The organism is Xanthomonas axonopodis, from assembly GCF_001304695.1.
In the GTDB taxonomy this organism is placed as follows: domain Bacteria; phylum Pseudomonadota; class Gammaproteobacteria; order Xanthomonadales; family Xanthomonadaceae; genus Xanthomonas; species Xanthomonas axonopodis.
This window is the reverse complement of the sequence record NZ_JFAQ01000062.1, coordinates 1-19,278: the sequence shown is the minus strand read 5'-3', so window position 1 is coordinate 19,278 and position 19,278 is coordinate 1. Positions and strand designations below refer to the sequence as shown.

General features: G+C 64.8%; 12 protein-coding genes, 1 other RNA gene and 8 pseudogenes. 11 read left to right on the top strand and 10 right to left on the bottom strand.

Annotated features, from left to right (window positions below; translation table 11 throughout):
- Window positions 1-16: 16 nt before the first annotated feature.
- The gene (locus tag XAXN_RS22985) at window positions 17-214 is read right to left on the bottom strand and encodes a hypothetical protein (RefSeq protein WP_241148115.1); all 198 of its coding nucleotides are present in this window, start codon (window positions 212-214) and stop codon (window positions 17-19) included.
- 821 nt (window positions 215-1,035) lie between these two features.
- Here XAXN_RS22985 and XAXN_RS23605 point away from each other — a divergent pair.
- From XAXN_RS23605 to XAXN_RS06690, 5 genes and pseudogenes are all read left to right on the top strand, one after another.
- Window positions 1,036-1,191: pseudogene (locus XAXN_RS23605) on the top strand (L-lactate dehydrogenase); the annotation flags it as partial.
- 83 nt (window positions 1,192-1,274) lie between these two features.
- Window positions 1,275-3,338, top strand: a complete 2,064-nt coding sequence (locus XAXN_RS06695; protein ID WP_338133116.1) for an nSTAND1 domain-containing NTPase — start codon at window positions 1,275-1,277, stop codon at window positions 3,336-3,338.
- A 7-nt stretch (window positions 3,339-3,345) separates the two neighbouring features.
- Window positions 3,346-3,675, top strand: coding sequence for a hypothetical protein (locus tag XAXN_RS23485; RefSeq protein WP_338133115.1), 330 nt, complete (start codon window positions 3,346-3,348; stop codon window positions 3,673-3,675).
- 72 nt (window positions 3,676-3,747) lie between these two features.
- Window positions 3,748-4,038 (top strand): hypothetical protein, encoded by a 291-nt coding sequence (locus XAXN_RS23480; RefSeq protein ID WP_338133114.1) that lies wholly within the window; start codon window positions 3,748-3,750, stop codon window positions 4,036-4,038.
- A 159-nt stretch (window positions 4,039-4,197) separates the two neighbouring features.
- A pseudogene (locus XAXN_RS06690) lies at window positions 4,198-4,595 on the top strand (hypothetical protein).
- Window positions 4,596-4,833: 238 nt separating this feature from the next.
- Here XAXN_RS06690 and XAXN_RS06685 read toward each other — a convergent pair.
- From XAXN_RS06685 to XAXN_RS06675, 3 genes and pseudogenes are all read right to left on the bottom strand, one after another.
- Window positions 4,834-5,058: a hypothetical protein gene (locus XAXN_RS06685; RefSeq protein WP_054318973.1), complete on the bottom strand. Its 225-nt coding sequence runs from the start codon at window positions 5,056-5,058 to the stop codon at window positions 4,834-4,836.
- Window positions 5,059-5,424: 366 nt separating this feature from the next.
- Window positions 5,425-5,715: pseudogene (locus tag XAXN_RS06680) on the bottom strand (response regulator transcription factor); the annotation flags it as partial.
- Window positions 5,711-6,304, bottom strand: a pseudogene (locus tag XAXN_RS06675) (sensor histidine kinase); the annotation flags it as partial. The pseudogenes XAXN_RS06675 and XAXN_RS06680, both read right to left, overlap by 5 nt.
- A 116-nt stretch (window positions 6,305-6,420) precedes the next feature.
- Between XAXN_RS06675 and XAXN_RS06670 the strand changes: the two are divergent.
- A pseudogene (locus tag XAXN_RS06670) lies at window positions 6,421-6,932 on the top strand (methyltransferase family protein).
- Window positions 6,933-7,075: 143 nt separating this feature from the next.
- Window positions 7,076-8,242, top strand: coding sequence for an FMN-dependent L-lactate dehydrogenase LldD (gene lldD, locus XAXN_RS06665; protein WP_054318972.1), 1,167 nt, complete (start codon window positions 7,076-7,078; stop codon window positions 8,240-8,242).
- Between the two features lie 370 nt (window positions 8,243-8,612).
- On the opposite strand, the gene ku is transcribed toward lldD, so the two are convergent.
- A complete protein-coding gene (ku, locus tag XAXN_RS06660; protein WP_054318971.1) occupies window positions 8,613-9,572 on the bottom strand; it encodes a non-homologous end joining protein Ku in 960 nt (319 codons plus the stop codon).
- Window positions 9,572-9,932, bottom strand: a pseudogene (locus tag XAXN_RS06655) (hypothetical protein). Before XAXN_RS06655 ends, ku begins: the two are co-directional and overlap by 1 nt.
- Before the next feature lie 183 nt (window positions 9,933-10,115).
- On the opposite strand from XAXN_RS06655, the gene XAXN_RS20790 reads away from it, so the two are divergent.
- On the top strand, window positions 10,116-10,412 hold the full coding sequence (locus tag XAXN_RS20790) for a hypothetical protein (protein WP_134980512.1): 297 nt from the start codon (window positions 10,116-10,118) through the stop codon (window positions 10,410-10,412).
- 75 nt (window positions 10,413-10,487) lie between these two features.
- On the opposite strand, the gene XAXN_RS06645 is transcribed toward XAXN_RS20790, so the two are convergent.
- The 3 genes and pseudogenes from XAXN_RS06645 to xopAP all read right to left on the bottom strand — a co-directional run bounded on the left by XAXN_RS06645 (window position 10,488) and on the right by xopAP (window position 14,081).
- Window positions 10,488-10,877: a DUF779 domain-containing protein gene (locus XAXN_RS06645; protein ID WP_054318970.1), complete on the bottom strand. Its 390-nt coding sequence runs from the start codon at window positions 10,875-10,877 to the stop codon at window positions 10,488-10,490.
- 177 nt (window positions 10,878-11,054) lie between these two features.
- Window positions 11,055-12,534: pseudogene (locus XAXN_RS06640) on the bottom strand (aldehyde dehydrogenase family protein).
- Window positions 12,535-12,847: 313 nt separating this feature from the next.
- A pseudogene (gene xopAP / locus XAXN_RS06635) lies at window positions 12,848-14,081 on the bottom strand (XopAP family type III secretion system effector).
- A gap of 118 nt (window positions 14,082-14,199) precedes the next feature.
- On the opposite strand from xopAP, the gene XAXN_RS20780 reads away from it, so the two are divergent.
- Window positions 14,200-14,275: non-coding RNA, sX9 sRNA (locus tag XAXN_RS20780), on the top strand.
- Between the two features lie 117 nt (window positions 14,276-14,392).
- Here the strand turns inward: XAXN_RS20780 and XAXN_RS06630 are convergent.
- The gene (locus XAXN_RS06630) at window positions 14,393-16,531 is read right to left on the bottom strand and encodes a TonB-dependent receptor family protein (RefSeq protein ID WP_054318969.1); all 2,139 of its coding nucleotides are present in this window, start codon (window positions 16,529-16,531) and stop codon (window positions 14,393-14,395) included.
- A gap of 158 nt (window positions 16,532-16,689) precedes the next feature.
- Here XAXN_RS06630 and XAXN_RS06625 point away from each other — a divergent pair, with 158 nt between their 5' ends.
- Both XAXN_RS06625 and XAXN_RS06620 read left to right on the top strand, forming a co-directional pair.
- The gene (locus XAXN_RS06625) at window positions 16,690-17,892 is read left to right on the top strand and encodes an amino acid aminotransferase (protein WP_054318968.1); all 1,203 of its coding nucleotides are present in this window, start codon (window positions 16,690-16,692) and stop codon (window positions 17,890-17,892) included.
- 266 nt (window positions 17,893-18,158) lie between these two features.
- Complete coding sequence (locus XAXN_RS06620; RefSeq protein ID WP_054318967.1) at window positions 18,159-19,169, top strand: class 1 fructose-bisphosphatase; 1,011 nt, start codon at window positions 18,159-18,161, stop codon at window positions 19,167-19,169.
- Window positions 19,170-19,278: the final 109 nt, after the last annotated feature.

Here is a 19,278-nt window from a genome sequence, read left to right as displayed (position 1 = left end):
GTTGATCAGACCTTTCTTAGCGCGACACGTGCGCAACAAGTGTTTCGATCAATGCACGGGGATCATTCCTAACCTGATAGGCATTATAGACCGCTGCATGACTCACCGGTTTGTTATCGGCAATATCTTTGAGTAGATTTCCCACCTGCGTCTTCTGCCAGTCATTCATTTGTACCGGATTTATCATCGTCTCAAACCCGTACAACATATTCATCGCTCTGCCCATCACTTGGGGAGGGATCTGCGCATGGGATCCAGGCAGGGTGCTCTCCCCTCGCCTATAGGATTCTGATTCTGACGCTTGGACAGCCTGATACTGCGTCCTAGTGAACGCTTCGAGTTCACTCCTGCATTTCGCTAGCATGCCGGCTAACTCATCTCTGGATCTAGTCCTGGTATTACCTGCAAGTCGATCTTGCGCATGCTGCACGCCTTTGGCGGCTCTCCGATACGTGCGCTCGAGTGCGGGATTACTCGCACATTGGTCTCTTACATTGATCAGATTTGGGAGTATCTGATTCTGAATATCTTGATTTGCCGAATGCTCTTGGTTGGATAGCGCCCGTGGAGGCGACGCGGGGCGGCTGGACAATCCCGCAAGGCGCGAATTGGCGTCTGAGCCGCGCCGTGCACTGCCAGCATCTCTATCTCTGCGGTGGTCGTTTTCGGCCGGGCGAGAACTTGAAGAAGAACTGCTGGATCCAAGAAATCGTCCAATTCGACGCACTTTATTTCTCCTCATTCAAATCATGGGGCACTCATCATAATACGATTTCGCATCCATGTCCCGGTGAGCAGCGAAAGCGTGATGCCTCGACCGAAATGCGTGTGGGCTTGACGAAGAAACGTTCAGCATCGTGACGTTGCAGATGCGGCAACGATCAGCGCAATGAGACTTGGGTATCAGGCGCACGGCGGACTCCGCAGCAGACCGGGGCGCGGCGCCGAACATTTGCTGTGGCCGCTGAACGATCATCGCGGCACCCGTTCGCCGCCTGTCTTGCACCCAAGGGCCACCGCCGCCGTCCGTTGCCGATGATCATTTCCGCCGCTTCCGACTACCGCGCCGCCGCCGAAGCACGCTTGCCGCCCTTTCTGTTCCATTCGATCGATGGCGGCGCGTATGCCGAGCACACCTTGCGGCGCCGCGACGAACAGCGACCACAATCGCCTTCGCGGCAGCGAGCTGTGCTATTTTTCGGCCCTGCCCTGCCTGGTCGCGCCTGTTGGCGATTGTCGAGGCCCCTTCCAGTTGTACGACCGGTATCCGAGCGATGTCTCTTCGAAGCGAGCGTGTCACGCAGCTGGGCTCCGTTCCGCGGTTCCGCCTTGGCCCGTTGCTGGTTGAGCCGGAGCTGCTGACGCTGATCGACGACGGCCAGACCATCACGTTGGAACCGCGCATGGTGGAAGTGATGATCGCGCTGGCCGAGCGCGCCGGCGAGGTCATCAGCGCCGAGCAGTTGTTGATCGAGGTGTGGCACGGCAGCTTCTATGGCGATAACCCGGTGCACAAGACCATCGCCCAGCTGCGCCGCAAGCTGGGCGACGACAGTCGCCAGCCGCGCTTTATCGAAACCATCCGCAAGCGTGGCTACCGGCTGCTGCCGAAGGTGGTGTTTCCCGACGATTACCGCGGTGCGGTGATCGGTACGCAGGCGTGGGGGCATGGCAACCCGTACATGGGGCTGCAGGCATTCGACCCGGCACATGCGGAGGTGTTCTTCGGCCGCAGCCATGCGATTGCGCAGGTACTGGGCGCATTGCGCGCGCAATTGCACAGCCAGCGCGGGCTGGTGCTGGTGAGCGGCGCCAGCGGCTGCGTCAAGACCTCGTTGCTGCGCGCCGGCGTGGTGCCGTTGCTGTGCCAGCCCGGCCGCCTTGGATGGGCTGGACGCCATCGCGGTGGCGTACTGCAACCTGGCGCAATGCCGCGGCGGCGACGTGCTGGACACGCTGGCGCGCGCACTGGGGCAATGGGCACCGGGCGAACGCGCGGTGTTGTCGCCGGCGCAGACGGCACGCCTGCCCCAATGGCTGCAGCAACCTGCCCCGCTGCATGCGGCCATCGCGCAGCCATGCGCCAGAGCGCTCCCGCGCGCGACAACGCGCACACCCAGCGCCATCTGCTGCTGGTCATCGACCATGCCGAAGCGATGGTGGCCACGCCCGGCATCACCGCCGCCGATCGCGCTGCGCTGACAGCGGCCTTGCACGCGCTGTGCGCCAGCGCGCACGTGGCCGTGCTGATGCTCACCCGCAACGATTTTTATCCACGCCTGATCGATGCACTGCCGGACATTGTCGAGCTCAAACGCGGCGACAGGCACGTGGATCTGCTGCCGCCACGCGATGGCGAGATCTGTCAGATCATCCGTGTGCCGGCAGCGATGGCCGGGCTGCGCTTCGAAGAAGAGCACAGCGGTGCCGATCGCCTGGAAGGCGCGCTGGCGCATCATGCCGAGCAGACGTTTCGCGCATTGCCTTCCGATGCGCAGGCCGCGCTGGGCCACGTGCTGACGCTGCTGAGCGTGATCCACCCCGACAGCGATGCCGTCACCGCGCGGCGTGCGCTGTGGTCGGCATTGCCGGCGAGCAGCGCAGCGCGCGTGCTGGTGGATGCGTTCGTGCATGCGCACCTGCGAGCGCTCGCAACGCCAGCGCCGCGGCTGTACGCCGCCGCCTTGCTGGTGGTGCTGGCCAACGCCTCGCTGCTGCTCGGCTGGCAGGCGCGCCAGGCCCAGCAGGCTGCCGAACAACGCCGCGATCAAGCACAGCAACTGGTGGGCTACATGCTGAGCGACTTGGCCGAGCAGTTGCGCACAGTGGGCAACCTCAAACTGCTCGATAGCGTCGGCAGCCGTGCGCTGCGCTATCTGGAGGATCTGCCCAGCGCGAGCATGCACACCGGTGATTTGATCAACCACGCCCGTGCCCTGCGGACCACTGGCGAAGTGTTGATGAACCAGGGCAAGGTGCAAGAGGCCCATGCCGCGTTCACGCGTGCCGCCGCTACCGCCCAACGGGCGCGCATGCGGGCGCCCGATGCACTGGAAGCGCATGCGGAAACCGGTCAGGCCGCGTACTGGCTCGGCTATTTGGCGTATCAGGCCAAGCAACCGCCATTGGCGCGTACGTACTGGTCGCAATATCTGGCTACGTGCGAACACCTGGTACACGCCGCGCCGCAAGATCCGCGCTGGCAACTGGAGTTGTCGTATGCGCTCAACAATCTGGGCACATTGTCCAGAAGCGAAGGTCACGCAACTGCGGCGATCGACTTCTTTGCACGTTCCCATCGCGCTCAAGCGCCAAGTATTGGCGCGCACGCCGGATAACGCGGCAGTGCGTTACGAACTTGTCGATAGCCTGTCCTGGCTAAGCCTTGCGCAGGAAAATCAGGGTCTTCTGGCGCCAGCAGAACAAGGCTACCGCGAGCAGATCGCGTTGCTGCGCGTATTGGTGAAAAACGAACCGGATGCCAATGCGTGGCGACGGCGCATGGCCACCTCGTTGCTACGCACCTCCAATCTGGCGCTGGCGCGCGGCCACCTTGCGCAGGCGCAGGCCGACGCGCAAGCCAGCGTGGAGATACTGAAACCGCTGGTTGCACAGCAGCCGGACAACCGGACGTGGCAACGGGATCTGGCGCATGCTTACGCGCAGGCCGGTTGAGTCGCCGGACTGGATGGGCACGCTGACGCGGCCACACGCCAACTCACCCAGGCGCAGCAAACGCTGGCAGGCTTGCTGCAGCGACAGCCGCTGCCGGAGTGGCAATGGCTGGATGCCATCATTGCGCTGCGCTTGAACCGGGTACAGGGGCTGCACGGCAGCAACAAGACGTCCAGCCTGGCGGCGATCGTGGCGCGGCTGGGTGCCTTGCATCAGGGCAAGCCCACCGATCTGCTCGGCGTCTCGGCGCTGGCGCATGCCCTGGTTTGGTATGGCGAACAACTGGACGCCAGCGGCGATCACGTTGGTGCACGCGCCGCCTGGCAGCGCGCGGTGGAAGTGCTCGGCGCAGATCGGCAATAGTCGCGACAAGACCCTGCTCGACCCCTGGATTCGCGCACAGATCCATCTAGGTCGGCGCTCTGCCGTGACGCAACAGCTCGGATGGCTGTATCAAGCGGGCTACCGCCACCCGGGGTTCGTTTCCCTCTATGCCCCGCTCTTCGAGGAATTACCAACGTCATGACGGACCCCAAGATCATCCCCATCGAACTGACCGTGGCGCACGTGGCCTTCGGCGGCAATACCGGAAGGGCGCCTACTTCTACAGCTTCTCGCCGGACCTGCTCATCTGTGGCAAAGGCGAACAGGGCGTGACCCTGCGCTATGCGTTCTGCAAATCGGTGCCTCACCACTTCAAGATCATCAGCCTGCTGAATTCGGATGCGACCGGGCAGATCGGCCCGCAGCAGATCGACCACGACGGTCGTGGTGTGCAGGTGGTCAATGCCAATAAAGATCGGACACTGATTTTTTTCAGCGTGGTGGTGAAAGACACCCACACCGGCGCGCATTTCAGCTGCGACCCCCAGGTGGGCAACGATCCAGAAATTTCACCGCAGGAATTTGGCCGTAGCTGACAGGCAGACACACTCCCGTCCGATGGGTTGCCGCCGGACGGGAGCAACCGCACCGTAACGACCGGTCGGTTCTGCACGATGGCCTGACGCTGCGCGCGTTCCGCGACATAGACACCGCGCGGCCTCGACTGCGTGACTTCTGCCCTGCCAGTCAAATGCGGTAGTGGCGCATCCTCTGCAAATCCGCGAGCGCAGCTAGATTCCGGCAGACGCGCGCGGCGCGCGGCCGCGCTCAGTCTCATTGCTGAAAGCCACTTTGATCTGCCCGCGGATGGACGATAGCTCCCTGCCCCGCCCGTTTGTACTGACCCACCACGATCCTGAGATCGCGCTCGGCCTGCCCAGGCTGGAACAGCAGCGCAGCCTGGGGCCAGCCGACCGGCACTTCGGCCTGGGTGGGCGCGGTCCAGGCGCCGGTGCACAGCACGACGATCGGCACGATGAGGATTCGGACCAGGCGCATGACGGACTCCGCAGCAGACCGGAGCGCGGCACGTCCCCGGGCGGCTTCGCTGGCCGCCGGATCACCTTCATTCGTGGGTTCGCGCCTGACCTGACGGCAACCTTACGGTTGCGGGCCGAAGCTGACGGTTGCGCATAAATCCTTGTGCAACAGCCACGTAGCAATGCATGACCGAACAAGCTCGGCACTCGGGACAGATTGGCTTGGGGCGAAACGGCAGCAAGTGGTGTCGCCCGTACCCTCACCCCAACCCCTCTCCCGAGGGGAGAGGGGCTTTCAGGTTTCCCTTGCGCTAGGGGCTTTCCAATCCGGTCTCCAACTGCCCGCCCTTCCGAATCCCGAATCCCGAATCCCCATTCCCCGCCCTCAAATCACCCGCAACGTGATCGCCTTCAAGACCGCCCGTGTGCGGTCGCGGGTGCCCAGCTTTTCCAGGATGGTGGAGACGTAGTTCTTCACCGTGCCTTCGGCCAGGAACAGGGTGCGGGCGATCTCCTTGTTGGAATAGCCGCCGGCCAGCAGGCGCAGGATCGCCACCTCGCGTTCGCTGAAGCTCGCGCGCGGGGCCTGCTGGTCGCGGAACTGGTAGCGGGCGCGCACCGGGTCGGTGCTGACCGGCTGCAGCAAGGTGTCGCCTGCGGCCACCCGTTCGATCGGCGTTGACGTAGGCCAAGGTGTCGCGCGCCCGCTCGGCACTGCGCGCGTAATGCGCGGTGAGTGCGGCAAAGGCCTGGAAGCCGGCATAGATGCTGACGATCAACAAGGCGCGATCGAAGCCTGCGTGCACCAACACTGCGTACATGCCGGCGTTCAACACCAACGCCAGCAGCAGCACGCGCAACGGCGGCCAGGTCATGCCCGCCTGCGCCACCAGCATCACCAGCAGGACCGGCGCGGTGCCGGCACGCAGCTCTATCCAGACCAGCAGCAATGCCAACACCGCTTGCAGCAGGGTGGCCACCGTGCGCAATGCATGCGTTTGCGGCAACAAGGTGTGCAACACGAACAATGCGGTGAAGCCGGCCAGCGCGCCCCAGCGCCAGGCACCGTGGGCAGACGCATCTGGCATGAACGACAGCGCGACCGCGGCAATGGTGAACGCAGCGGCCAGGCGCAGGGGGTGCAACAGGTGGTAGAAGGAAGAGTTCATGCGGCGATGCTGACCGCCATGCAGGCGCTCGGCAATGATGCGCGGGCAGAAGGTGACTTCTGGCAGGTGGGATCGATGACCTGCGGCCCCAGGCATGGGTGCAGTGCGCACACACACACTGGCGTCACCAACCCGCCCCATCGCAAAGGAGTTACGCCATGTCGGCTTCCAGTCTGTTTGTTGCGCTCAATCTGGTCTGAGGTGGCTATGAGCTGCTGCTCAGCCGTCGTCGCCGCGCCAGCGATGGTGGCGCGCACGATCAAGGCACCCTGAACACCTATGGCGGGTGCTGTCTGCGGCAGTCGCTGTTGCGGTGGTGCTGGCCTACAGCGGCCTGGCGCACTGGCCGCAGGGTTGGGCGGCGTCGCTGCAGTGGGCCGGCTGCGCCCTGGTCGGCAGCGGCCTGGCGTTGCGCGTGTGGGCCATCCAGGTGCTGGCGCGCTGGTTCACGGTGGATGTGACCATCCAGCCCGATCACCAGTTGGTGCGTGGCGGCCCGTATCGCCGGCTGCGGCATCCGTCGTACACCGGCGCGCTGCTGGCCTTTTACGGGCTGGCGCTGGGCATGGGCAATGCGTTGTCGGTGAGGGCGATCATGGTGCCGGTAACCTGGGTGTTCCTGCACAGCATCCGCATCGAAGAGGCCGCGTTGCGGCGCGCGTTTCCGGTGGCCTACCAGGCGTATGCGGCGCAGAGCCGGCACCTGCTGCCGCTGGTGTGGTGAGTCTAGCGACTATGTGGCAAGCAACGCCAGGCACCCAAACGCTCAGCAATCTCGCCGCCCCGCCGCGGCGGGCCTGGCAACCCACCGGCCCCACCGATCGCCTTACACTCGGCGCCTCTCCCGCCGCTGCCGTCCCGTCTTCGATGATCATTTCCGCCGCTTCCGACTACCGCGCCGCCGCCGAAGCACGCCTGCCGCCCTTCCTGTTCCATTACATCGATGGCGGCGCGTATGCCGAGCACACCTTGCGGCGCAATGTTTCGGACCTGGCCGACGTGGCGCTGCGTCAGCGGGTGCTGCGCAATATGTCGGATCTGCGCCTGAGCACCGAGCTGTTCGGCGAAACCCTGGAGATGCCGGTGGCATTGGCGCCGGTCGGCCTCACCGGCATGTATGCACGCCGCGGCGAAGTGCAGGCCGCGCGTGCGGCGGCCGCGCGCGGTATTCCGTTCACCCTGTCCACGGTGTCGGTGTGCCCGATCGAGGAAGTGGCGCCGGCCATCGAACGGCCGATGTGGTTCCAGCTCTACGTGCTCAAGGACCGCGGCTTCATGCGCAATGCGCTGGAACGGGCCAAGGCCGCGGGCGTGACCACGCTGGTGTTCACCGTGGACATGCCCACGCCCGGCGCGCGCTACCGCGATGCGCACTCGGGCATGAGCGGGCCCCACGCGGCGCTGCGGCGCATGCTGCAGGCAGTGACGCACCCGCGCTGGGCATGGGACGTGGGCTTGCTCGGCAAGCCGCACGATCTGGGCAACATCTCCGCCTACCGCGGCAGCCCCACCGGCCTGCAGGATTACATCGGCTGGCTGGGCGCCAACTTCGACCCGTCCATTGCCTGGAAAGACCTGGAATGGATCCGCGAGTTCTGGACCGGGCCGATGGTGATCAAGGGCATCCTGGACCCGGAAGACGCGCGCGATGCGGTGCGCTTCGGTGCCGACGGCATCGTGGTCTCCAACCACGGCGGCCGTCAGCTTGATGGCGTGCTGTCCAGCGCACGCGCGCTACCGGCCATTGCCGATGCAGTGAAGGGCGAGCTGAAGATTCTGGCCGACTCGGGCATCCGCAGCGGGCTGGACGTGGTGCGCATGCTCGCCCTGGGTGCCGATGCGGTGCTGCTGGGCCGCGCCTTCGTCTACGCGCTGGCGGCTGGCGGCCAGGCCGGCGTGGAAAACCTGCTGACCTTGATCGAAAAGGAAATGCGCGTGGCGATGACGCTGACCGGCACGCATTCCATCGCCGAAATCAGTGCCGACGCGTTGAGCCGGGTCACGCGCGAGCGGGCCGATGCGGTCTCGCCTTGAAGCGGCTGGCAATGTCGCAACCGTCGCCCGGCAGGTGTGCAAGGCGCGCCGTGACCAGCGCGGTACTGCCGATTCCAGGCACCGGCCGGGCGCGCATGGCGGCACGGCAATGTTTTGATTGCTCTCGACACGGCGAACGATACTGAGCTCATCGCTTGCCGGCGCAGATAGCGCCGGCAAGCGGTGTCGATCTCTCGCAAGTCAACGAAGCTCGTACGGCGTGTTGTTGCTCTGGCGCCACAGGCCCGGCTGATGAGGGCGGCGCTTCTAGTCCCAGCGTCGCCCCTGGCAACGCCAGGTGCACAGCACCGCCGCAGGAAGCACGCCACGTCAGCTGCACGCCAGGCATGTTTTCGCTTGGCGCGCCCGACTATCCGGCATTGCGCCTGGGTGCGGCGCTCTTGGCGGCAGTCTTCTTGGTCGCCTTGCCTGCAGTCTTCTTGACGGCTTTCCTCGCCGCTTTTTTGGTTGCCGTTTTCTTCGCAGGTGCGCTTGCCGTGTCGGCGGTGCTGGATTTCTTGGCAGGCGTGCGCGTATTGGCCTGCAGGCTCTTTTGCAGCAACGACATGAAGTCCACCACATTGGTGGTGGCGTCTTCGTGCTGAGGCGGCTCGACGTCCACCGTGGTCGTGCCACCCTTTTCCTGGATGCGCTTGCGCAGAATCTTTTCCAGCTTGCCGCGGAATTCGTCGTGGTAGTCCTCCGGCTGCCAGGTGCCGGACATCGATTCGATCAGCTGCTTGGCCATCTCCTGTTCCTTGGGCGTGATGCGGTACTCGCCCACCGCACCGGCCGGCAGCTTGAAGTCCTGCGGGTCCACGACCTCCTGCTGATAACGCAGCAGCAACAAGATCAATGCATCGCCCTGCGGCATCACTGCCGCCAAATATTCGCGGGTGCGGATCACCACCTTGGCAATGCCCACCTTGCCGGTGTCGCGCAAGGTTTCGCGCAATAGCACGTAGCCCTTTTCGGCCTTCTTGCCCGGGACCAGGATATAGGGCTTTTCGAAATAGCGTGGGTCGATGTCGGCTGCGTCGACGAAGGTTTCCACCTCGACCGTTTCATGGCTTTCCGGTGCCGCAGAGCGAATATCCTGTTCTTCGACGATGACGTAGCTGCCCTTGTCGTATTCGAATGCCTTGACGATCTCCTTCCATGGCACCTCGTCGCCGGTGTCGGCATTGACGCGTTCGAAGCGGATCGGTTTTTTGTCGCGCGAATCCAGCATCCGGAAATGCAGATCCACCTTGCGCTCGCCCGACATCAACGACACCGGCACATTGAGCAAACCGAAGGAAAGGGTGCCGGTCCAGATCGGTCGTGCCATCAGTGTGCTGCTCCATGAATTGCGGCTTCGGGAATGTGGTCCAAGGCCAGCCAGGCATCCTCGACAATGTCGCGCACATGCGGCCAGTCCAGTCGCGCCGCGCATGCTGTCCCACTGCGCAGCCAGGGCCTGCTCGCAGTCGATATCGGCCCCACGCGGCCAGTCGGCGGCATGGGTGATCCGCGCAAACGCGTACGCCGGCGACAAATCGCGCCAGGTGAGCCCGCCACGCCGGCGGCGGCGCTGGTAGTCGGCAAGGCTGTAGCAATGAAAGTCCTGCGCCACGCCAGCGGTGTCCGGCATGCGTGAATTGCGATGCGCGCGCCTGGGCGGAGCGGGCTCGACATGGGCACTGAACAGGCGACGGTCGGGACGGCGATCCTGGGGGCGCATGGGCGGCTTCACGGTGCGGCATTGGGGGCTGACATCAGTAACGCCGCTGCCGTGAGCCATGCGTGAGAAATTCGCTTGCACTACGCGATTTGCGTGCCCTTCACCGCAGGCGCGGTGAACTGCTCGCTCATCTTGCTGTCAGGAGTCATCATGTCCCGCGACCCTTTACGCGACCAACCCACCCAGCCGGGCGAACAGCATGGCAAGCGCGATGCAGAACACTATGAAGACCGCGGTGCTGGCGATGCGCCGGGGCGCCTGATTCCCGCCGATGGCGAAACGCCGGCCAAGAAGCCCGGAAGCGCGCCATCGTCAGATACGGGCGGACGTGAAGGCGGCTCCACGATGCACGCTGCACCAACCGGCGGCACCTGCCCCGCTCGGATGGTGGTGAGCGCAGTCGTTGTGTGGCCGCTCCAGGCGCGCGATGTGGATGTTTCTTGTTAAAGGCATGTTCTCGAAGGCAAACCGGCTGGCGTCAGCTTGCTACATAGCAAGGGTTGCTGGCTGCATGGCCATTGCCTATGCCCGGCCGGCGCGCTGCAAGCGTGCGAATTCGTCATCGTCAAACAGCCGTGACCGCACCAGAAAGCGGACGCCTTCGCCGTTTTCTAGCGAGAACATGCCACCGTGCCCCGGCACAACATCGATGATGAACTGGGTGTGCTTCCAGTAGTCGGATTGCGGCGCGCTGATGTAGAACGGCGCGTCGCCAATCTCGCCCAGTAACACATCGCGGTCGCCGACGATGAACTCGCCGACCGCAAAACACATCGGCGAGGATCCATCGCAGCAGCCGCCGGATTGGTGGAACAACACATCGCCACGCCGGGCACGCAGCTTGTCGATCAGCTGCAGTGCCGCCAGCGTGGCCGTGACCTGCGCCGGCAGCTCAATGGTGCTGTCTTGCATCGGCTAACTCCCGCGGCCGTTCTGGCCGCCTTGTCGAGCACCATACCCCCGCCGCTGCGTGCAAGTGTGCATGCACGCGGACACCGTGTGCATGCCTTTGCATCGATGGTGCAACGGATCGAGGGCGGCTGGCCTTCGTGTGTGCGCGAATCGATGCGATCAGCCACGCAGGTGTCGTTAGAAGAACCCCAGCGCCTTCGGCGAATAGCTCACCAACAGGTTCTTGGTCTGCTGATAGTGGTCGAGCATCATCTTGTGATTCTCGCGGCCGATGCCCGACTGTTTGTAGCCACCGAACGCAGCATGCGCATGCTAGGCGTGGTAGCAGTTGGTCCACACGCGGCCAGTCTGGATCGGTCCATTCGATACAGGCGCGATGCGTCACGGCTCCAGACACCGGCACCCAGGCCGTACAGCGTGTCGTTGACGATCGCCAGCGCATCGGCCTCGTCCTTGAAGGTGGTGACCGAGACCACCGGGCCGAAGATCTCTTCCTGGAACACGCGCATCTTGTTGTGGCCCTTGAACACCGTGGGCTTGACGTAAAAGCCCTCGGCCAGTTCGCTGTCGAGCATGTTGCGCTCGCCGCCGATCAACACTTCGGCGCCTTCCTGCTTGCCGATGTCGATGTAGGAGAGGATTTTTCCAGCTGCTCGCTGGATGCCTGCGCGCCGACCATGGTGTTGGGATAGAGCGGATTGCCCTGCCTGATCGCCGCCACGCGCTTGAGTGCCTTTTCCATGAACCTGTCGTAGATCGATTCCTGGATCAGCGCGCGTGACGGGCAGGTACACACCTCGCCTTGATTGAAGGCGAACAGCACGAAGCCTTCCACCGCCTTGTCGAGAAAATCGTCGTCTTCGGCCATCACATCGGCAAAGAAGATGTTGGGCGATCTGCCATCCAGCTCCAGCGTCACCGGAATCAGATTCTGGCTGGCGTATTGCATGATCAGCCGGCCGGTGGTGGTTTCGCCGGTAAGGCGATCTTGGCGATGCGCGGGTTGCTGGCCAGCGGCTTGCCGGCCTCCAGGCCGAAACCGTTGACCACGTTCAACACGCCAGGCGGCAGCAGGTCGCCGATGAGTTCCATCAATACCAGGATCGAGGCAGGCGTCTGCTCTGCCGGCTTCATTACCACGCAGTTACCGGCGGCAAGCGCCGGTGCGAGTTTCCAGCACGCCATCAGCAGCGCGAAATTCCACAGAATGATCTGCCCCACCACACCCAGCGGTTCGTGAAAGTGATATGCAATGGTGTCGCTGTCGATCTCGGAAATACCGCCTTCCTGCGCGCGGATGGCGCCGACGAAATAGCGGAAATGGTCAACGCACAACGGCACGTCGGCATTGAGCGTTTCGCGCACCGGCTTGCCGTTGTCCCAGGGTTCGGCATCGGCGAGCAGTTCCAGGTTCTGCTCGATGCGGTCTGCGATCTTCAGCAGCATGCTGCTGCGCTCGGTGGCCGAGGTCCTGCGCGTCGGAGCGCGCCACCGAGGTGAAAGACTCGTCGGCGATCGGCGTGCTGTTGTCGAAGGAGCGGCCGCTATTGGGTTCCACCGATTGCCCGCCAATGCCATTGCCGCCGCCCGACTTGAAGATGGACTGCGGAGCGGTGGCATGCGTCTTGGCGGCAGTGACGGCGACGACGGCGTTCATCCGAGTCGCCTGCGCCGGTGGAAAAGGAAGAGGAAGCGCCCATCCGGCTAAGTGGTAACTGCAAGAGCGATGTCAGATTTTCGCTGTTGCGTCGCGTCATGCCCGTGTGCCGCGGCGGATCGGCCCAGCGGCTGCGCCAGGCCGACGGCAGCGTACCGTTCCTGGACGAGATCCCAGCCAACAGCCTGTCCGCTCGGCGCTGGCAGACGCACAACGTGGGAAGCGTGCCCATCGCGACGCATGTCGTCGCTACGTTTACCGGCCAAGCAAGATCAGGCGCGTTGCTCGACGCATCCGCTACGCACGTCACGCCTCACTCTGGCCCGTTCTCGATCAGTGGCTGAGGGCGCGGCAGGAACGGAGCGAGCAGGTCCCTGCGGCAAAGACGCGAGCCTGTAGATATCGCTGGCTGCGCCTGCATGGGAGCGAAGATGCGCTGCAGCTCGGCCGGTTGGATCGTGGACAGGAAATAGGGGCGCCACAGCGTCAGTTCGTGGTTGTCCGCCAGATTGATCCTGCTCGCCGGCTGGTCGGTAGAGGTGACGAACTGCGCGAAGCGATCGCCGCTGGCGTTGCCGGCACGCTCGGCAGCGGCAGCGGCAGTGCTGTCGTGGTCCCAGTGCGGGTGATGCATGAACAAGGGCGTGGACTGGATCGGATCCAGCGCACGGGCGAACTGGCGTAGCGCGAATCGCAATGCGCTGTACATATAGAGCGTCTCGATGCCCGCTTGCCCCAGGCGTGGCGGGTTGAAGGCATACACGCTGACATTGCCGCTGACCCCGTCCGCACGCAGGAAGTGCGCAATATCGAAGCCGGCGACCATGGCCACGGCCGCGCCCAGGCTATGCCCCGTCAATGAGATCGACAGCGCCTTGCCGCTGCCCTTCGCGCGGTCCGCATAGCGTGTCAGCACGTCCTTCATGACAGCTCCGTCGGTGCGCGGCAGCTGCGCTTCGGACTGCCACCATTCCTGCCAGCCGGCTCCCACATTGCCCAACGTCGGCAAGCGCTCGTCCAACATATTGACGTGCGGCCGGGCGATTTGGCTCTTCAGGTCGCATAACACATCGTCCGCAGCATCCAGGCACGTGCCGGAACAGCCCAGCACCACGACGATCGCATCGTCCGTCGCGCCCTCCCAAAGTTTCAACCGCGGCGTGGACATCGGCGCATCCAGATGGAGCCCACCGATATCGGCTACCGCCGCCAGATCCGCCGTGTACGCTTCGCCGGCGCCGGTGCGCATGCATTCAAGCACCACGCAGCAGTGCATCTCCCATTGCGGATCCCGCCCAGGCGACTGCGCCAATGTGCCATCTACCTTTAGCAATCGCACCGGCGACATCGGAGGTTTGCGCATCGATCTGCAGCAGGCGCGCGCCAGACGAGGGTGTCGTGTTTGCCGCGACCGAACGCGGCGCCTGGCGCACGCGCCTGACCGGCGAAGCGCCGAGGCCGGCGAATACCCCCGCGCGGTCGCGCTCGCGGCAGGGCGAGACGGCAACGCAGACAGGCGCGCTGGCGTCGGCGCCGGGCGACTGCACGGACGGCAGACTTGGCGAGGAGGTCGCAGTCGTTCGCATGGCGCAGCTTCCGAATAAGAGCGGCTAACAAAACTACTGCGCAGCCGCCAGGCGGGCGCGGCCGGTGCTCGGAATCCTCATGTACCCCTCGTACACTCCGGTTCCTGTGCGCCGTCCACGCCCACCTGACGACCGCTCGCTACGTTTTGTTAGCCACTCTAAGTCCGCCGGGATCTTAGCCGTGCCCCTGCCTGGCGAGCGGCCCGGAGCGAACTACTGCATGAAAAACGGTAGCCGGCCAGGCGAGGTTGCGCGGCGCAGACAGGCTGGACTCAGTGCGCGAAATCCCACTGCAGCCCCACCGTGTAGGTGCGGTCCGGGCCGGGCTCGTAATAGCGGCCGTTGCCATCGTTGACGATGACCGAGCCCACGTACCGCCGGTCCAGCACATTGTCGATGCGTGCGAAGGTACGCAGTGCGCCCTGCGTGGTGCTCCAGCGCCGGGAGGCTTCCAGATTGACCAATGCGTAGCCGGGTGCACGTTCGGTGGCCAGGTCGTTGACCACGGTGGCGCCGGAGGCCACCGATTCGGCAGCGAACTGCCATTGCGCCGGCTGCCATTGCCAGCGCGCAAACAGTTGCTGACGCGGCACGCCGGGCAGCCGCGAACCACTGCCCACCACTGCGGTAGGCGTGGCGCAGCCGCTGCTGGCACAGGTGAGGTAGCCATCGCGCACGGTGGCATCGACGAAGGTGTAGGCCAGCTGCAGCTGCTGCGTGACACCGATCGGCTGCAGCCAGCTGAGCTCTGCGCCCTGGCGCCGGGTCGCGCCGATGTTGCGGTAGGTGCTGCGACCGTTGGTATTGCTGGCCACCGCCAGCTCGTCGTCGGTGTCGGCGCGGAAGACCGCAAATTCCAGCGCCGCGCCGCTTTGCGCGTGCCACTTGCTGCCCACTTCGTAGTTGCGGCTGGTGGCCGCGCCCAGATCCAGCGCAAGGCCGGCGCCGCCATCGCTGCGGTAGCCCAGTTCGTTGAAGGTGGGCGTCTCGAAGCCGCGTCCGACCGAGACGTAGAAACGCAGATCCTCCTCGGCACGGAACACGATGCCGGCGACCGGCGTGGTCGCCGAATAATCGCGCCGGCCGCTGTCGTCGGGATTGCGGCCAACGATGTAGTGGTCGTCCGACGCGAAGCGCACCTCGCTATGGCGCACGCCCAGCAGTGCCGACCAACGGTCGCTCCACTGCCACCACAGTTGCGCGAACTGGTCCACGTTCTCGACCTGGTCGCGCTGGTTGCGGCGCAGTGCGCCCTTGACGCCCAGCATGTCGCCGACGAAGTTCTCGTAACCGGTGCGGTGCTGGCGCTGGCGATCGACATTGGTGCCGATGGTCAGCTGCAGGGGCCGGCCCAGCGCCTGCCCCTGCCAAGCCCAACGCGCATCGGCACCTTCGTAATTGCTGTCCAGATCGATCACCCCACCCGAATGCAGCGGGTTGCGCTGCACCGCCACCGGGATCGCCAGGAACTGCTCCACGCTGCGCTGCCCGCCATAAGCCATCAGCCGCAACGTCTGGCTATCCAACTGCTGGGAGAAGATGGCGCCGGCCTGCGACTGGCGCACCGATTTGCGGGTGTTGAACTGTGTGGCCACCGACGTGGCCTGCGCCGGGTCGGCATTGAACTGGGCGCGGGTCAGGCCGAGTGGGTCCTGCGCGTCGGGTGCGTCCAGGTAGTTGAGCACCAGCTCCAGCCGGCGACCCTCGGCCAGATCAAAACCGAGCTTGGCGTTGACCGAATCGCGCTTTGCGCGGCTATGGGCGCGGAAGCCATCGGTGTCGAAAAGATTGGCGGCCAGGTTGTAGTGCACCGCGCCCTGCTGGCCGAGCAGTTGCGCGCCCACATTGACGGTGGCGTTGCTGCCATCGGTGGCACGCAGCCGCCACGGGTCGCCCGGCTTGCCGTCGGCGCTCCACAGCTGCAGCACGCCGCCGGAGGAGTTGCCGTACAGCGCCGAGAACGGCCCGCGCAGCACTTCCACCCGCTCGGCGCCCTGCACGTTGAAGTGCGAGAGCTGGCCCTGCCCTTCGGGCATGCTGGCCGGGATGCCGTCCACCAGCAGCCGCACGCCGCGCACGCCGAAGGTGGAGCGCGCACCGAAGCCGCGAATCGACAACTGGGTGTCCTGCGCGTAGTTCTGGCGATCGCGCGCCACCAGGCCGGGGATGCCGTCCAGCAGCTCGGACACCTGCGCGCCGCGGCGGTTGTCGGCATCGGCCGCCACAACGGTGAAGGAGGCCGGCAGGTCGAAGTCGTCCACCCCGCGCACGCGCGCGGCGTCCACCTGCACGGTGGGCAATCGCTGGATCGGTGTGGAGGCGGGCGGCGCCGCATCGGCGGCCAGGACGGGCGGCGCGGCGCTCGTGGCGAACAGGCCGCAGGCGGCGGCCAACAGGGTGAGTCTGGGCATGGGCGTAGTGTCCCTTATTCCGTACTGTGGCCGCATCGTTGCGTACGGAACGATGCATGCTACGCCGGCCATGGGCTGCTACGATGAGGTGGTTTGGCCCAGCAGCGGCCAACGATCCGGAAGTACCCCACTCTTTTCGTCCTTCAGCGAGTCATGCCGTGTCCTTCTTTGCAAACGTGGAACAGGTTCCAGGCGACCCCATCCTGGGACTGACCGAGGCCTACAACGCCGACAGCCGCCCCAACAAGGTCAACCTGGGCGTGGGCATCTATTACGACGAAAACGGGCGCATCCCGCTGTTGCGCGCCGTGCATAAGATCGAGCAGCAGCTCGCGCAGGACGCCAAACCGCGCGGCTATTTGCCCATCGACGGCCTGGCTGCGTACGACAAGGCCACCCAGGAGCTGCTGTTCGGCGCCGACTCTGCACTGGTGACCTCCGGCCGCGTGGCGACCTCGCAGACCGTCGGCGGCAGCGGCGCATTGCGCGTGGGCGCCGACCTGCTCAAGAAGCTGCCGCCCACCTCCACCATCGCCATCAGCAACCCCAGCTGGGAAAACCATCGCGCGGTGTTCGGCGCGGCCGGCTTCGAGGTTGTCGATTACACCTACTTCGATGCCGCCAGCCATGGCCTGAACTTCGACGGCATGCTCGCCGACCTGGCCAAGCTGGAGCCGGGCACTGTGGTGTTGCTGCACGCCTGCTGCCACAACCCCACCGGCGCGGACCTGAGCAAAGAGCAGTGGAAGCAGGTGGCCGGGCTGTTGAAGGAACGCAAGCTGTTCCCGTTCGTCGACATTGCCTACCAGGGCTTCGACAAGGGCATCGAGGCCGATGCCTACGCGGTGCGCCTACTGGCGGCCGAAGGCATCGACAGCTACGTGGTCGCCAGCTCGTACTCCAAGTCGTTCTCGCTGTATGGCGAGCGCGTGGGCGCGCTGTCGGTAGTCTCGGCCACTGCGGCCGAAGCCAAGGCCGTGCAGTCGCAGGTCAAGCGCATCATCCGTACGATCTACTCCAGCCCGTCCACGCACGGCGCCGCACTGGTGGCCGGCGTGCTGACCAGCTCGGAGCTGCGCGATCTGTGGGAACAGGAACTGACCGAAATGCGCGAGCGCATCCATTCCCTGCGCGCAGGGCTGGTGGAAAAACTCGCCACGCTGGGCGCGCCGGAGTTCGACTTCATCCAGCGCCAGGCCGGCATGTTCTCCTACTCGGGCCTGACCAGGACCCAGGTGGACCGCCTGCGCGACGAGTTCGCGATCTACGCCGTCGGCACCGGCCGTATCTGCGTAGCAGCGTTGAGCCAGCGCAACCTGGACTACGTGGCCCAGGCCGTGGCCACTGTCAGCCGGGTGTAATGCAGCGCTGACCTTCGTCGGCTGTGTCGACCGCAGTCATCGAGCCGGGAGCGCGCAAGCCTCCCGGTTTTTTTGTGCGTGCCGCTGCTTCGCCCCCACCGACACAAGGCGTGCTGGATGCTGGCAGCGCGGGCGCACCTGCTTATTCCACGCGCCATCCGCGCATATTCGATCACCGGCGCTGCAAACCGCGCATCAAGTGATCGAAATCTAATGCGGCAATGGCGACAATGGCGGCCCACTTCCTACACAGGCTGCCCGCTCCCATGTCGCGCCCCTCGCTGACCCGCTTCCTGATCGAAGAGCAACACGCCGGCCGTATCGATGCGGAATTGCGCCAGCTCATCACCATCGTCTCGCGCGCCTGCAAGCGCATCTCCATCGCCGTGAGCAAGGGCGCCCTGGGCGGCGTGCTCGGCGATGCCGGCACCGGTAACGTGCAGGGCGAAGCACAGAAAAAGCTCGATGTGCTCAGCAACGACATCCTGCTCGAAGCCAACGCCTGGGGCGGCCATCTGGCCGCGTGCGCGTCCGAAGAAATGGACCACAGCCAACCGGTGCCCGACCAATACCCCAGCGGCGATTTCCTGCTGTTGTTCGACCCGCTCGACGGCAGTTCCAACATCGACGTCAACGTCTCGGTCGGCACCATCTTCTCGGTGCTGCGCGCCCCCAAGGGCACCGAAAAGCCGGGCGATGAGCACTTCCTGCAGCCGGGCACCCAACAGGTCGCCGCCGGCTACTGCATCTACGGCCCCAGCACCATGCTGGTGCTCACGCTGGGCCACGGCACCCACGCGTTCACCCTGGAGCGCGAGGAAGGCAGCTTCCTGCTGACCCAGGCCAACATGCGCGTGCCCGAAGACACCGCCGAATACGCCATCAACATGTCCAACCAACGCCATTGGGAACCGGCGATGCAGGCCTACGTGGGCGACCTGCTGGCCGGCAAGGACGGCGCGCGCGGCAAGGACTTCAACATGCGCTGGATCGCCAGCATGGTGGCCGACGTGCACCGCATCCTTACCCGCGGCGGCATCTTCATCTATCCCTGGGACAAAAAAGACCCGAACAAGCCCGGCAAGCTGCGCCTGATGTACGAAGCCAACCCGATGAGCATGCTAGTGGAACAGGCCGGCGGCGCGGCGAGCACCGGGCGCGAACGCATTCTGGATATTCAACCGACGCAGTTGCATCAGCGCGTGCCGGTATTTTTGGGCTCGAAGAATGAAGTGAACGAGGCCACGCGGTATCACCTGGAGGCGGATAAGGCGTAATACTACGAGCCTGCGTTAGAAAACCAGCAGTCATGTGTTACCCAAAGACGCCCGCGTACTGCGGGTGTCTTTTTACTGGGCGCGTCAACTAAGGAAGGTCTGAACAACC

Excerpts from the sequence above, each read along its gene's own strand:
- ku (WP_054318971.1), bottom strand. The coding sequence starts at position 9,572 with ATGGCACGACCGATCTGGACCGGCACCCTTTCCTTCGGTTTGCTCAAT.
- XAXN_RS06630 (WP_054318969.1), bottom strand. The coding sequence starts at position 16,531 with ATGCCCAGACTCACCCTGTTGGCCGCCGCCTGCGGCCTGTTCGCCACG.
- XAXN_RS06695 (WP_338133116.1), top strand. The coding sequence starts at position 1,275 with ATGTCTCTTCGAAGCGAGCGTGTCACGCAGCTGGGCTCCGTTCCGCGG.
- XAXN_RS20790 (WP_134980512.1), top strand. The coding sequence starts at position 10,116 with ATGTCCCGCGACCCTTTACGCGACCAACCCACCCAGCCGGGCGAACAG.
- XAXN_RS06645 (WP_054318970.1), bottom strand. The coding sequence starts at position 10,877 with ATGCAAGACAGCACCATTGAGCTGCCGGCGCAGGTCACGGCCACGCTG.
- XAXN_RS06620 (WP_054318967.1), top strand. The coding sequence starts at position 18,159 with ATGTCGCGCCCCTCGCTGACCCGCTTCCTGATCGAAGAGCAACACGCC.
- XAXN_RS22985 (WP_241148115.1), bottom strand. The coding sequence starts at position 214 with ATGAATATGTTGTACGGGTTTGAGACGATGATAAATCCGGTACAAATG.
- XAXN_RS06685 (WP_054318973.1), bottom strand. The coding sequence starts at position 5,058 with ATGCGCCTGGTCCGAATCCTCATCGTGCCGATCGTCGTGCTGTGCACC.
- lldD (WP_054318972.1), top strand. The coding sequence starts at position 7,076 with ATGATCATTTCCGCCGCTTCCGACTACCGCGCCGCCGCCGAAGCACGC.